Origin of the sequence: Tateyamaria omphalii (assembly GCF_014651375.1) — a bacterium.
Lineage (GTDB): Bacteria > Pseudomonadota > Alphaproteobacteria > Rhodobacterales > Rhodobacteraceae > Tateyamaria > Tateyamaria omphalii.
This window is the reverse complement of record NZ_BMWT01000007.1, coordinates 123592-137403: the sequence shown is the minus strand read 5'-3', so window position 1 is coordinate 137403 and position 13812 is coordinate 123592. Positions and strand designations below refer to the sequence as shown.

Annotated in this window: 10 protein-coding genes; 7 read left to right on the top strand and 3 right to left on the bottom strand. The window is 56.5% G+C overall.

The genetic code is table 11. The features are described 5' to 3' along the window. Window positions 1–247: 247 nt before the first annotated feature. From IE087_RS20310 to IE087_RS20290, 5 genes are all read left to right on the top strand, one after another. Window positions 248–1789: a UbiA family prenyltransferase gene (locus IE087_RS20310; RefSeq protein WP_189371221.1), complete on the top strand. Its 1542-nt coding sequence runs from the start codon at window positions 248–250 to the stop codon at window positions 1787–1789. Between the two features lie 10 nt (window positions 1790–1799). After that, window positions 1800–2219, top strand: coding sequence for a GtrA family protein (locus IE087_RS20305; RefSeq protein WP_189371220.1), 420 nt, complete (start codon window positions 1800–1802; stop codon window positions 2217–2219). A 32-nt stretch (window positions 2220–2251) separates the two neighbouring features. Further along, the gene (locus tag IE087_RS20300) at window positions 2252–3541 is read left to right on the top strand and encodes an FAD-binding oxidoreductase (protein ID WP_229801497.1); all 1290 of its coding nucleotides are present in this window, start codon (window positions 2252–2254) and stop codon (window positions 3539–3541) included. After that, window positions 3538–4299 carry an SDR family oxidoreductase gene (locus IE087_RS20295; protein ID WP_189371219.1) on the top strand — a complete coding sequence of 254 codons (762 nt, stop codon included), beginning with the start codon at window positions 3538–3540 and terminating at the stop codon, window positions 4297–4299. Before IE087_RS20300 ends, IE087_RS20295 begins: the two co-directional genes overlap by 4 nt. Window positions 4300–4414: 115 nt before the next feature. Further along, window positions 4415–5899 (top strand): hypothetical protein, encoded by a 1485-nt coding sequence (locus IE087_RS20290; protein ID WP_189371218.1) that lies wholly within the window; start codon window positions 4415–4417, stop codon window positions 5897–5899. A 36-nt stretch (window positions 5900–5935) separates the two neighbouring features. Here the strand turns inward: IE087_RS20290 and IE087_RS20285 are convergent, their stop codons facing one another. Next, on the bottom strand, window positions 5936–7393 hold the full coding sequence (locus tag IE087_RS20285) for an OpgD/OpgG family glucan biosynthesis protein (protein WP_189371217.1): 1458 nt from the start codon (window positions 7391–7393) through the stop codon (window positions 5936–5938). A gap of 523 nt (window positions 7394–7916) precedes the next feature. Between IE087_RS20285 and IE087_RS20280 the strand changes: the two genes are divergently transcribed. Together IE087_RS20280 and IE087_RS20275 are read left to right on the top strand one after the other, a co-directional pair. Continuing rightward, a complete protein-coding gene (locus tag IE087_RS20280) occupies window positions 7917–9143 on the top strand; it encodes an MFS transporter (protein WP_189371216.1) in 1227 nt (408 codons plus the stop codon). After that, the gene (locus IE087_RS20275; protein ID WP_189371215.1) at window positions 9143–11293 is read left to right on the top strand and encodes a TonB-dependent receptor; all 2151 of its coding nucleotides are present in this window, start codon (window positions 9143–9145) and stop codon (window positions 11291–11293) included. The genes IE087_RS20280 and IE087_RS20275 overlap by 1 nt, the downstream gene beginning before the upstream one ends. Before the next feature lie 52 nt (window positions 11294–11345). Here the strand turns inward: IE087_RS20275 and IE087_RS20270 are convergent, their stop codons facing one another. Next, entirely contained in the window at window positions 11346–12653 is a 1308-nt protein-coding gene (locus tag IE087_RS20270; protein WP_189371214.1) for a lysine N(6)-hydroxylase/L-ornithine N(5)-oxygenase family protein, read from the bottom strand. 1 nt (window position 12654) lies between these two features. Beyond that, a complete protein-coding gene (locus IE087_RS20265) occupies window positions 12655–13755 on the bottom strand; it encodes a hypothetical protein (RefSeq protein ID WP_189371213.1) in 1101 nt (366 codons plus the stop codon). Between the last annotated feature and the right edge of the window lie 57 nt (window positions 13756–13812).

The following is a 13812-nucleotide window of genomic DNA, read 5'->3' as shown; positions in this document are numbered from 1 at the left end:
GAATTGGGCGCATCCCTGCCGATGCCAAAGTCGCGTTGGAAACGGATTTGCAACCTTTTTGCTTTTGCACCCACGTTTTCCAAACCGACCAGTCAGTGGCTTTGTGTGACCAGCGTGAACACGACTGTCGACGGTCGGGCGGTCAGACGCATGGCGCAAAGCGGAAAAGGAGCCCGAGCAAACCGCCAACATATCGATCGCTCAAATACGTGTTTCCCAGAAGGAACAGCCAGAGAGAGATTTACGGATGTCAGCCAAGCACCACGCCGAAAGCATGTCTAACTCTGATTTGCAGCAGCTGCGCAAAGGGCAACGCGATGCGTTTTCCGGGGATGGCGCGGTATCCAGCGCGCATTTACCCGATCTGGAAACTGCCATCGACACACCGCTGGTGGTTGACCTTGATGGCACTCTACTGCGCTCTGACTTGTTGGTTGAAACGGCATTTCGCCGGATCGGGCGCACTCCGAGCGCGATCATTGGCATGCTGAAGTCGCTTCGCAAGGGAAAGGCGGAATTCAAGCATTTCCTATGTGCCGGTGCCGATTGTGCACCTGAAACCTTGCCCTTTGACAAGACGATTCTCTCCATGATCCGCCTTGCGCATCTTGCAGGTCGATCCGTTTATCTTGCGTCAGGTTCACACGAAGACCTGGTGCGGGCCGTGGTTGATCATCTGGGTATTTTCACCGGTTACTTCGCCACGACGTCTTCGGTGAACTTGTCTGGCAAGGCCAAGGCAGACCGGCTCGTCAAGGAATTTGGAACCAAGGGCTTCGATTATATCGGAAATGATGCTGCGGACATACCCGTCTGGGAGCAAGCGCGCCGACCCATTGCAATTCGGACAACCGGTCGTGTCTCCGCCCGTTTGCGTGATATGGCTCCGCATGCGCAGTTTGTCGAACACAACTCAGCGACCTTGAGCGATTGGGCGCGCCAATTCCGTGTTCATCAATATGCGAAAAACGCCCTTGTGTTCGTGCCGATGATCGCGGCGCACGCACTGAGTTTCCAGAACCTAATCATCACGATGATTGCGGCCATTGCATTCTGCTTTGCCGCGTCTGCCTGCTACATTCTGAATGATCTGGTTGATCTTCAGGACGACCGCGCGCACCGAACCAAGAAGGATCGGCCTCTGGCGCGAGGCGACATTCCGTTGATCCATGCTATGTTTGCCGTGCCGATTTTGCTGATACTCGCAACACTGACGGCATTGTCTGTGTCACCGTCCTTCACCCTGATCTTGGCAGTCTATTTTGCCATGACGAGCGCGTATTCATTTTTCCTGAAAAAAATCCTGTTGGTCGACGTACTGACCTTGGCAGGCCTGTACACCATCCGTCTGCTTGGCGGCGCTGTGGCAATAGGGGTTGTTCTATCAACTTGGCTCATGGTTTTTGCGCTTTCGATCTTTGTGTCGTTGGCTCTTATGAAACGGTTCGTTGAGTTGACGGCCTGTGCCGATGCAGACCGCGCAACCCCAGAAAATCGCGACTACGAAAGTGTGGACCTAGGCATGCTTGCGGCCTTGTCTGCGGCGGCGGGGTTCAATGCGGTAACGGTGCTGGCGCTGTATGTATCTGGCAGCTCGGTTACGAGGCTCTATAGCAATCCCGAGTTCCTTCTACTGGCATGTCCAATCATGACATATTGGATCGGACGGGCGCTCATTCTGGCGCAGCGGCGTCAGATGCAGGATGATCCTGTGGTGTTTGCCATCAAGGATCCGATGAGCAGGATCAGCGGTTTGGCAATGCTTGCAGTGTTCGTTTCGGCAATTTGACGGGCACGTCATGCTAAGAATTTTATCAGAAGGTCACCCGATCGGGCGCTATGTGGCAACCGCAGTCCTGTCCGTGCTGGCGAACCTTCTTGCCCAAGAGATGACGGTACGTGGCATGCCAGATGCGCACCTTATGGTTTCGATCGTGGTCGGCACGTTGGTCGGCTTTTTCATAAAGTACGTTGTCGACAAGACTTGGACGTTCCGCGAACGATACACGACACCCTTTGGCGAAGCACAGCGCATCACCTTGTCCGGTCTGTTCAGCGTTTTGACGACGCTGATCTTCTGGGCATTTGAACTTGGGTTTCATGCCATCTGGCAGACGGATTTCGCCAAGTATCTTGGTGCGGTCATGGGTCTCAGTATAGGTTACATTCTCAAGTTCTGGCTTGATCGGCGCCATGTCTTCAGGGAGAGCACCGTTTGAAAGACCTGAGCGGATGGGGCCGATATCCCCGCGTGTCAGGGCAGCTTGATGCGGCGTTTGACATCCGTCCGGCTGCCAAGGCAACGGCAGCCCTACCGGGGGTAATTGCGCGGGGACTTGGGCGGTCATACGGGGACGCCGCCATCGGGCGCAACAACACTCTTGATGCGACGGGACTGAACCGGATGCAGGGCTTTGATCCGGACACGGGGGTGTTGGCCACCGAGGCGGGTGTGTCGTTGTCGGACATCATCGCGACCTTTCTGCCGCGTGGCTATTTTCCAAGCTGTGTCCCAGGCACCCGATTTGTCACGGTGGGCGGCATGATCGCGTCAGATGTGCATGGAAAGAACCAGCACAACGATGGCACGTTTGGCGATCACGTCGAATGGCTGATGCTGGCGCTGCCAGATCACCGGGTTGTGCGGTGCAGTCGGGATGAAAACGCAGAGCTTTTGAGGGCCACCATTGGCGGTATGGGATTGACTGGAACAATCCTGTCGGCTGGCTTCCGGCTGAAGCAGGTCGAAACCGGCTGGATTCGTCAGAACACGCATGTTGCGCGCAATCTGAGCGAGGCAGTTGCTTTGCTGCGCCAGACCGGACATTCGACCTACACGGTGGCTTGGATCGATGTGCTGGCTCGCGGCGCCTCACTGGGGCGGTCACTTGTTCTGGAAGGCGAGCATGCCAGGAAAGACCAACTGCCGTGGGGTGATGTTGCTTTTCCGTCGTCACGAAATGGCCGGATCGGCGTTCCGACCGACATGCCCGGCTGGATGTTGAATGCGACGACGGTCAGGGCATTCAATGAGCTTTACTACAGGAACGGCGCTCGCAAGGCTGGCCGAACGGTGCTCGTGCCGTGGGATGCGTACTTCTTTCCACTCGACGGTGTTGCGAACTGGAACCGTATCTATGGGCGTCGCGGCTTTGTGCAGCATCAATGCGTCATCCCGGATGCCAAGGCTGAAAGCGTTGTGTCCGAGATACTCGAACGCTTTTCCAGCCATGGCGCCGGTTCGTTTCTCGCTGTCCTCAAACGTCTGGCGCCGGGGTCCGGGTTGATGTCCTTTCCGATGGAGGGTCTGACACTCGCCCTCGACATACCTGTGAGTGACAAACTGATGCCCTTGCTGGCCGAGATTGACGCGCTGGTCGTGGAAGCGGGCGGGCGGATGTATCTGGCAAAGGATGCCACCCAATCGCCGGAGACTTTTGTGGCTGGCTATCCACAACTTGATCGGTTCCGACGGCTTCGGGACGAGATTGGCGCAACGGGCCAGATGGCTTCGAAATTGTCTGAGAGGCTGGGGATATGAGTGACACTGATCAAGCGCCCGTGCAGAAGAACCTACTTGTGCTTGGTGGTACCTCCGACATTGGTCGGGCGGTTGCGGCGGCTTATGCTGCGATGGGTTGGAAGATCACGCTTGCTGCGCGTGATGTCGAAGGCGCCAAGCGTAACGCAGCCGATATCCAAACCCGAACAGGGGCACACGAGGTCACTGTGCGCCAGCTTGATATCCTGGACACGGGACAGTTCGAAACGTTTCTGGATCAGCTTGATGCGTTGCCGGACACCGTGGTGTGCGTTGTCGGCATGCTGGGAGATCAGCAACGAGCGCAAGAGGACGCGGAACATGCGACGCAAGTGATGCGGACAAATTTCGAAGGTCCCGCCCTGCTGCTTGAAATGGTGGCTGCGCGTTTCGCCGCGCGGGGGCGCGGGTTGATCGTTGGGGTCAGCTCAGTCGCTGGTGATCGCGGGCGCGCGTCGAACTACGTCTATGGCGCCGCAAAAGCCGGTTTTTCCGCCTACCTCTCGGGATTGCGCAACAGGCTTGCCGGCACAGATGTGCAGGTCGTTACTGTCAAACCGGGTTTCGTGCGAACCAGCATGACTGCAGGTATGGATCTTGCTGGCCCGCTGACTGCTGAACCGGAGGCCGTTGCCGAACGCATCGCTGGGCTTCAGACGCGGCCCGCCGACGTGATCTATGTGTTGCGCGCGTGGCGTCTGATCATGTTCATCATCCGGTCCATTCCGGAGGCAATATTCAAGAAGCTGAAGCTTTGAGGTGTCACACGTGTCACGAATAAGCACTCGTCTTTCACCTATCGCCGTGGCGATATGGGCAACAACCGTAATCTGCGCGGCTCTTCTGGTTTTGCCTGGCGTCACTGCAACGTCAATGTACTTCAACGACATCCTGATTTTCCTCGACGGCGCCTATCGCGTTGTTCATGGTCAGGTGCCAAATCAGGATTTTCACACGGCATTGGGGCCGCTCAATTACTACCTGCCTGGGTTTGGATATTGGCTGACCGGGCAGCTTGGTATGGCCATGCCCCTAGGTATGGCGGCGCTGATGTTGGCGACAGCACCGATCATGGTCCATGTTTTGGGCACACGGATGCGCCCGCTGATTGGTGTCCCGCTCGCCATCTTCCTGATGCTGCTTCTCGCGACACCGATGAACACGGGCGAGATACCTGCAAAGATTTCTTTCGCGATGTTCTATAACCGCATCGGCTGGGCGCTGCTGGGCATTTTGCTGGTGATGCATCTCCAGCCTGAACGCCCGGTGGCGCGATGGCAGGGGTGGCTGGATGCCGCTGCCGCGGCGACGCTGACGATGCTGCTGGCCTATACCAAGATGACTTACGGTGTGGTGGCCTTTGGCTTCCTCATACTGATGCTACTGCAATCTGGGCAGCGCCGTTGGGCTGCCGGAGCAATTGCACTTTGCGGGATCATCGGGCTTGTGGTCGAAGCATTTTGGGGTGGTACATGGATGCACATTTCTGATCTGGTCGAGGCCACGAAAGTCAGCGGTGTCATCGAACCCTACATCTATGCACGATCCTTTCTGCTCACTTCCGGTGAGTACGTGGTGTTCGCCCTGATTGCCGGTTTGGCACTTTGGCAACGGCCACGCGTGACAGATTTTCTTTTCTATGGGTTTTGCGGTGCGGCCGGTTTCGCGCTACTCAACCAAAACTTCCAGATGATCGGGATTGTGAGCATGCTAGCGGGCGCTGCCGTCGCGGCAGAGATATTGTCACGTCATCAACAGACGACTTCGCCGACGGTGCAAAGTGTCGTCCGGGGTGCGCCCTTTGCAGTTGTGATCCTGCTTTTGCCCATTGCGCTCTCCTCCGCAGCTGCGGTCGGCGTTCATGCGGCGGTTTCCGCAACCCGGGCGGGCGTCGCTCTGGAAACACCCAACGGTAAGGGTTTGCGTATCGTCAACATCCTCAACAAGGGACAATTCGAGTTTTACAGTGGCTATGGGCGGACACTGGCAAGCGGCTCTACGCTGCTGGCCTCACTCGACACGTCGCCATCCCGTGTTCTGGTCATGGACTTTGTCAGTCCCTTTGCCTCGCTTGCAGGATTGCCACCGCAAGACGGGGGCAATGCGTGGATGCATGACAATCGCAACTTCGATCTTAAGATCCATCTTCCGGCAGAAGAGATGTTGGGCGGTGCGGATGTCGTCATGATCCCGAAGAGACCGGTCGCGGAAGGAACAACCGAGAAGATGGAACAAATCTACGCTCCATACCTTGCCCAGCACTTTAAACTCACGAAGAACAGCGAAGCCTGGTTGCTTTACGAACGGCGTCCAGCGAACAAGACAGGCATTCGTTCCGTTGGACCCCAAAGCAGCTAGTCGGTTTAAGCACCGCGCCTGAACATTGGACAGAACCTATCCCTGTCCCCGTTCCACCCACGCATCTGTCAGCCAGGTTTCGGTTAGCGCGCGATCCCTGTGCTGTAGGTAAGCGCGCAGACTGACGGGTTCGGGGCCGGTCTGTTCGAAATCAAATGTCAGCCGCCAATGATCCGTTCCCACGACGGGGTAGGCATCAATGGGTTCGAGTATACGGCCATTCAAGGCGTCGATGACAGGAACAACACCGCTATCGCGATTTAGGCCATTCAAAGACGGTCCTTCGAAATCGACTACCATCTTGCCAACGCCCTCTGGCAATGGATCGCCGGGTACACCGCCCTGACCCTGTCGTGTTGCTACGACCCAGGCAACAGCTTCTGGCAACGGATCACGTACGCGCCATTCGATCTCGTAGTCAAATTGGAAGGCTGCACCCTTTTCGGTTGGGCTGTCTGGCACCCAGTATGAGACAACATTGTCAAAGGTTTCATCTTCGGTCGGGATAAGCACAAGCTGTACTTGTCCGGGCCCCCAATCGCCGATTGGCTTGACCCATGCAGACGGACGGCGATTATAGAAAACGCCATCATCCTGGTAGTTTTCGAACGTACGATCACGTTGGATCAATCCAAAGCCTGACGGGTTTTCATCCATGAAGCTGGATGTAGTGACACTGGAGGGATTGCTAAGCGGTCGCCACAACCGCTCACCACTTCCGGCTGCCATGGCAAGCCCGTCGCTATCATGAATTTCCGGCCGCCAGTCCTCGCCTCCAGCCCGGTCGCGCTCTGAATACCAGTACATACTGGTGAGCGGGGCAACCCCCAGCCGTTCGACCCTCTCGCGCAGGAACAGATGCGCCGAAACCCGGGTCAGATGCCCGCCATACGCTGCATTGCGGACAACGCCGAAACGGTAGGCCCCTGTGATTGAGGGGCCGTCCAATTCGGCCCAGATCGATAGTTCTTCATCATCTGTTTCAGGGGGGCCAAGCCAGAAAGCGGTGAAACGTGGAAACTCTTCCGGAATATTGAGTCCGGTATTGACCGCGATACCACGCGTGGACAGTCCGTATTGTGCCTCGGGTCCATCGGTTCGAAAGTACGATGCACCCAGAAAAGATATCCAATCCGGCTCAAGACCCGGTCGCATAACCCTGAAACCAGCAAAGCCGAAGCCTTCGGGCAGGTCGAGCGCTGGATTATCCTCGGGCATCGAGAAAAAGTCGCGGATGAATGGCACTTCATGTGCTGTACCCGCCTCGTCACGGACGTAAATCCGAACAGGTTCCGGAAAGTAGCGGCCTGGATGGAATAGCTGAACAGGTGCCTTGTTTTTGCCGATGTAGAGCGTTGCATCTTCTCTAAACTGGATCTGCCAGTGCGCGCTGTAGTTTATTTTCTCGATGAGGTCCGGAGCCGGGATGTGTGCCGGTTCAAATGGGCGGGCGGCGGCATCGCGAGCTTTGTCTACCAGCTTTTCAAAGGTCATAGGCTCTGACGAGCCTGCCGCAAGTGACCTCGCTCCATTCCAAAGACCGACGGTCAGAAATGCGGAAGACCCGACAAGTACAGCGCGCCGTGAAGGTTGCGAAAACAGTGTGGACCGCCCCTTGGTTTCCCCAGCGCATGTCGTGGATGGCGAAGTATCGATAGATCTCATGCAAAAGCCTCAACGCATTCGAGTTTGGAGGTTCGGATGGTCAGTCGTTGCCCGAGTCTGCAGGTCCGTTTAAAGCGCCAACCTTTTGTCGTTTCTGAAACGGCACAACCTTGCCGAGTTTCTCGAGTATTTTGCGTATTACCGCCTGTCCGTATCGGTAGCTGTGGGCAAGACGCCACCTAAATGGACGGTCAGGATAAGACCAAGCGTTCGTCACTTAAGGTGCTGGTGCAAAAACAGTGCCACCGCCTTTTCCCGACAAAAACACTTGTGTTTAAGCAAGGGCCATGATGTATGAACCCGCCAGCGCGATGCAAGCATAAGAATCTGCAAGACAGGACATGCTTCGCCGGTGCTTCCCAACTCAAAGATTTCTGTTGCCCTGCTTGGGCTTTATTTAGCGCAGGCGGTGCCGCTTTATTTGGTAGCGGCAGCTTTGCCGCCCATCCTGCGCGCCAACGGTGTTGGTCTGGATGTGATTGGCGGCCTTGGCGTCCTGCTCGCGCCTTGGGTTTTGAAGGTGCTTTGGGCCCCTTGGGTTGACCGGTTTTGCCATTCCCCGAACGTCGGTCGAAAAGCAATCGTCACGGGCTGCCTGACGGTGACGCTTGGCGGCATTGTGGCACTGTCCCTGTTTGACCCCGTCAAAGATGCCGCGATTTTCTTCCCCATCTTGATGGCAATGTCACTGTCATCCGCCACGCAGGATATCGCCTCGGACGGATGGGCAGTTGAGCATCTGGAGCCGAGCGATCAACCTGGCGGAAATGCATTGCAAGGCAGCGCCGTCGCACTGGGCGTTGTAATTGGCGGATCGGGTACACTCGTTTTATACGACCTTCTGGGTTGGACACAGACGTTGTGGGTCATGGCTGGACTGACAATGGTTCTCGTTCTGCCGTTCCTGAACTTACCGGAGGAAGCGGGCCAAAGAACACTTCCCGCTGAGCGAGGTAAACCTTCTCTGTTGCGTTTTCTGAGTGTTGAGGGCGCTTGGGCGATGCTTGCCTTTGCGCTGATCATTCGTCTTCCAGAAGGTCTGGTGAAAGCCTTGGAACAGCCCTTCCTTGTCGATCAGGGTTTTACCCTGGCAGAGGTTGGCGCGATATCAGGTGGCTCAGCCGCTGCGGTGGGCTTGTTTGGCGCGTTTGTTGCTGCGTGGCTCATCCGGCTTTGGGGTTTGCTGCCCTTTCTCATTTTTTTGATCTGTGGCCGTACTTTGGTTTTCGCCGCATTTTATGTCGCAGCCACTTCCGGCACGACACAATGGATGCTCGTCGTCCTGTCGGTCTTTGACACATTCCTGCGCTACATCGAAATCGTCGGGCTGTTCACCGCGTTCATGCGCTTTGCCTCGCTCAAGCAAGCAGCCACAGACTTCACATTGCTCACAAGCGCGACCCTGCTGATGTACATGATTGGCGGCATCGTTGCCGGACAGTTGGCAGAAGCGATTGGCTACGGTCCCGTTTTCCTTTCTGCTGCACTGCTCTCAGGGATCGCGGGCTGGATCGCGCTGATCCTGCTGCCGGCACGCATCCGCTCTACTCAACTCACTACGGCTACGGAGACGTCCTGATGATTTTGACCCGCCTTCTCACGGGGACCAGCGCCATGGCGCTCGCCACCACCGCCCCCTTGTTTGCCCAGGAACAGGAAGAACCCGTTGAACTGGGTGAAATCATCATTCAGGCGGTGCGGACCGGCGCGACTGAAAGTTCTATTCCCGGGACAGTACAAGTCGTTGAGGGTGCTCAAATCATTGACCGGGTTCGCCGGGGTCAAACGCTCTCACGCGCTCTATCGGACCTCGTTCCGGGCTTGGCGCCTGCGAATGGCACCATCGGCGGAGCGAGCCAAACACTGCGGGGCAGGACAACACAGATCTTGATTGATGGTGTTGCACGGACGTCGGAATTGCGCGGTTTTGATCGGGAGCTTGCTGTCCTCGATCCGAATTCCATCGAACGGATCGAAATCGTCAAAGGGTCTACTGCTCGGTTTGGCAACGGGGCAACGGGTGGGATCATCAATATCGTCACCAAGAAACCATCAGAAGAGCCACGAACCACTTTGGAAACCCGGTTCTCGGCCCAAGACGGAGGCGGTAGTCTCAGCAACGAGCTTTTCCTGTCGCATGATACACGCGCCGGTGATCTTGGGCTCCGGTTCGAGCTGTCTCGCAGTGAAACAGGCAATTCCTATGATGGGAACGGCACTCTGCTTCCATCCGATCCGCTGGTCGGGCAGGGAGGGGGCGACAACATCGAACGTTACACCTTTGGGGTCGCGGCGAATTGGTCGCGGGGGCCGCATGAGCTGGATGTTCGCCTGGACACCTATCAGCTGGAGCAAGATGTTGACTATTTCACGGACTACAGCACCAACCCGGTACGTGTAACAGACAGACCCTATACTGGAGCTCCGGTAGAGGATCGGGGCACAAGCGCCAACGTCACGTATCGCTACGACAACACGGCTTTGGGCGACCTTGAGATAAACGCTTACTTCACGGATATCGAACGCCGCTCCGCGCTGGCTGAGCCAGGGCCGGCCAACCTGAGCTACTACACGACCAGCACCACTGATTTAAGTCAGGACCCGCTGTCACAGGGCGAACTTTTTACCAGCACATACGGTGTCTCACTTACGATGCGGACGCCGATCGAGTGGGTGGGCCCGGATGCGGTTCTGACCTGGGGGCTTGATCTCGGGCGTGACGAGGTTGAACAGAAAACCCTTGATGGTCGCGACCTGCTGGCACCAATGACACAGGACAGTGTCGCTGTGTTTGCACAGGCAGACATTCCAATCGGCGACCGGTTGGACCTGAGTGCCGGACTTCGTGCCGAGCGTTTCTCATTGAGCGTCTCGGACTTTAACCGCCCGGCAGCTGCTCAAATTACCGGCAGAGGCATCATACCACTGGTCCCCGTTGATGTGATCGGGGGCGATTTTGACTATGATGCCGTCGTTGGTAACCTGGGACTTGTTTATCACCTTACGCCGAGCACTTCGATCTATGGTGGGTTTAGCCAAGGGTTTTCGCTGCCTGACGTTGGTGCCTTTACGCGCCGCGCCATTGCGCAGCCCGGACAGACAAGCGTATCTTTTTCAGACATCCAGCCAGAGGCACAAATTGTCGACACTTGGGAATTGGGCCTGCGTCACAATTCGCAACGGATATCCATCGATAGCTCTGTCTACTTTTCGACATCGGATGAGGGTGTGGTCTTTGACGCGGCAACCAACACGATAACTCAACAGAAAGAGGAAGTGTGGGGCGCGGAATTCAGCCTGGATTATGACATTCGCGATGATTGGAGCGCCGGGGCGCAGCTTGCCTATGTAGAAGGGCGGTCGGACAGCAACAATGACGGTGATGTGGACACATGGCTGCCCAACAACCGCATTCCGACACCTTTCACTGCGACGTTGTACACTGACAAATCCTTTGAAAATGGTCTGACGCTGTCAGGCGAACTTGTGTTCTCCGCAAAACGGGATCACCCCGAATTGCCAAAGCTGGAGAATATGTTCCGTGTCAACGTTGGCGGGTCCTACCCTGTGGGACCTGGACTTGTCACATTCGGGGTCACCAACCTGTTTGACCGGCAGCAGGAAAACAGCGCCGCAAGCAGCGTTCGCATCAATCCATTGACGGGTGACGCAGTTCGTATTGCTGATGAAGGCCGCCGGGTTTCTGTAGGCTACACCGTTTCATTCTGATATTTTGCCTGCCGCGCACCCAACAGTCGTGCGCGGCAGGACAATTCTCCTGTCAGGCCGGAATACGCAGCACATCCTCGTCCACGTGACCGGTTGCCCAATCTACCAACCCTCTGGACGTTTGTCTCAGCGCTTCAAAGATATCCGTCCCGGTAAAGTCTTCCAGGATTGCCGCGCTCCGCCAAGCTGTAAGACTAAGCTGTGGATCGACGATGCCATGGGATTGGCGCCCATGGTTCATGCCATAGATTGGTGCGTCTTCGGGGCCATCCCATCGAACCCGGTAGCGGCCATCCAAAGTCAATGCGCCACCTAGCTCAACATCCAAACGACTGCGGATCGGGTCCACGCATTGCGGCACCTCTATTTTAAAACCCGTAGCGAGAATTACGATATCGGCATTCAGTTCTTCTACAACACCCACCGGGGTTGTTGCGTTCAAATAGAACCCGCCGAACCGTTGCTCGATCCGTGAGACCGTTCTCCCGGGCCGCAATGAAACAACATCTCTACGGTTCACATGCCGGTGACGATACAGTTGCCGATAGATTTCATCAGCTGTGGATGGCGTCAGTCCATCGCTGCTGTATTTCTGGGCCTTCACAGCCGCCTGTTTTGCACCTTCAGTCAATCCTAGGAACACGTCATGGTAGGCTGGGGTGTAAATCTGGTCGACCAAGCCACCTTCTTGCAATTGCCAGAATGCACTGCGTCGGCTGAGCCATGTCAGTTCCGCAGGCATAGGATCATGGCGCAACAAATCCAGAACGATCTCTGCTCCGGTCTGCCCGCCGCCAACGACCGCAACGCGCTTACCTGCGATGTCGGGGCACTTTGCAAGATACTCAACTCCGTGGAAGCAGTTTTGCCCAAGTGGCGCACCCTCAGGTATCTGTGGGACTGGACCGGTGCCGATCGACAAGCCACGGGCTGTCACCGTCTCTCCGCGATCCATGTGCAAAACAAAACGATGACCGTCGTGTTCTACACCTCGCACTTGATTGCCGAATTGGCAGGTGTCCAGACTATGTGCCACCCATGCCATGTAGTCAGTGAACTCTCGGCGCGATACGGTATCAAAGCGGGCTGCCATGAAATCGTAGAACCGTCCCTGTTGAACGAGATAGTTCAAGAAGCTCCATGGGCTGGTCGGCAGGACCGGCGTGACCATGTCCTTGAGATAAGAAGTTTGCATGGAGCTGTCTTCGAAAGCGAGGCCAGCATGCCAAGAGAACACTGGTTTTTGGTCGAGGAAGCGGGTTCTCAGTCCTGTCACGCCATGCGCCAGCGCAGCGAGGCTGAGATTGAAGGGACCAATGCCGATGCCGGCAAGATCCGTTGAATAGGTATGCGATGTCATTTCAGGTCCTTTGTGTTGAGGGAGGAGCAAAGGCCAGAGCGGCACCAGACAGTGCAACAATGGCAAAGGGTGCAGCCGGAGAGAGCGCGAGCAACGCCGATCCTGATGCCACCCCGCCGGCAAGTGCCGCGATTTGGATCGCGCCATTCCAACCGGTGACCTGAAGCTGGGCATAGTCCTCGCGGGTCATGATTTCGGATAGGTTGAGAGTAAAGAGCAGCCCGGTGGAGCCGCCGATGACAAAGCTGAGAAAGAGAAACGTGGCCAGCCGATCTGCAAACGGGACACATGCTGCAGCCAGCACCAACAACAGGCCCGCAAGCCGCGCACCGATTTGGCCGGTACGATGTGCAAGCAAACGGAGGGCCAAGAACAAGCCCAGGTTTGCAGCAGCCAGGCAAAACCCGGCATTGCCTGCAGCGCGCATTGGTTCCGCTTCGAGTTGATCAAGGATCACCGGCGCAAGGCCGATTTGTGCAGCCCCGACAGCGACTTGGGTCAGAACCGTTACCCGAAATGCGGTTAACCTTGGCGGCCGCATAGTGGCGCGCAATTTTGGCGCAGGCTTGCCGTGGTTCATCATCAGACTGACCATCGCACCCAAGGCTGCCGGTAGCAGTGGCGCCAATTGCGATACCAGTAGAAGTGGTCCGATCAGAGCTGCGGAAAAGATGCGCCCGACACTGCCCATTGACTGGACAATGCCAAGGCCCTTGAGGCTGTTTTCTTGTGCCACACCCTGTGTTTGCGCGGCCATCATCAAGCCTGCCGCTGACACACCCTGTACTGATCTAATCACCGCCAAAAGGACAAAAACAAACGTCGTGCTCCAGCCCTGCACCCCTGTTCCGACCACATAGAGCAGCACAAGGTTGGCAAGCAGAAGTCCGCCGAGACCACCAAGCACGACTATCCGTCCGCCCAGCAAACTGACAAAAGGTAAGGCAACGCCCGCTGTGACCAAACCCATGGCCACCGCCAGCCCAATCTCACTTTCATGCAAGCCCAAAGCCAGCGCGAGCAACGGCACCATACCGATCAACGCCGTCTGCTGAAATGCGTGACCGGCAAGAACCGGCAAATAGATCGAAAGAGGTGACATCGGGGGCCTTGCGAATCCTGACTAAAATAGTCAGTAATATCTGAAAGGCTGACAGTA

Coding starts and splice junctions, on each gene's coding strand:
- IE087_RS20310 (WP_189371221.1), top strand. CDS start 248: ATGTCAGCCAAGCACCACGCCGAAAGCATGTCTAACTCTGATTTGCAG.
- IE087_RS20305 (WP_189371220.1), top strand. CDS start 1,800: ATGCTAAGAATTTTATCAGAAGGTCACCCGATCGGGCGCTATGTGGCA.
- IE087_RS20295 (WP_189371219.1), top strand. CDS start 3,538: ATGAGTGACACTGATCAAGCGCCCGTGCAGAAGAACCTACTTGTGCTT.
- IE087_RS20290 (WP_189371218.1), top strand. CDS start 4,415: ATGTACTTCAACGACATCCTGATTTTCCTCGACGGCGCCTATCGCGTT.
- IE087_RS20285 (WP_189371217.1), bottom strand. CDS start 7,393: ATGACCTTTGAAAAGCTGGTAGACAAAGCTCGCGATGCCGCCGCCCGC.
- IE087_RS20275 (WP_189371215.1), top strand. CDS start 9,143: ATGATTTTGACCCGCCTTCTCACGGGGACCAGCGCCATGGCGCTCGCC.
- IE087_RS20270 (WP_189371214.1), bottom strand. CDS start 12,653: ATGACATCGCATACCTATTCAACGGATCTTGCCGGCATCGGCATTGGT.
- IE087_RS20265 (WP_189371213.1), bottom strand. CDS start 13,755: ATGTCACCTCTTTCGATCTATTTGCCGGTTCTTGCCGGTCACGCATTT.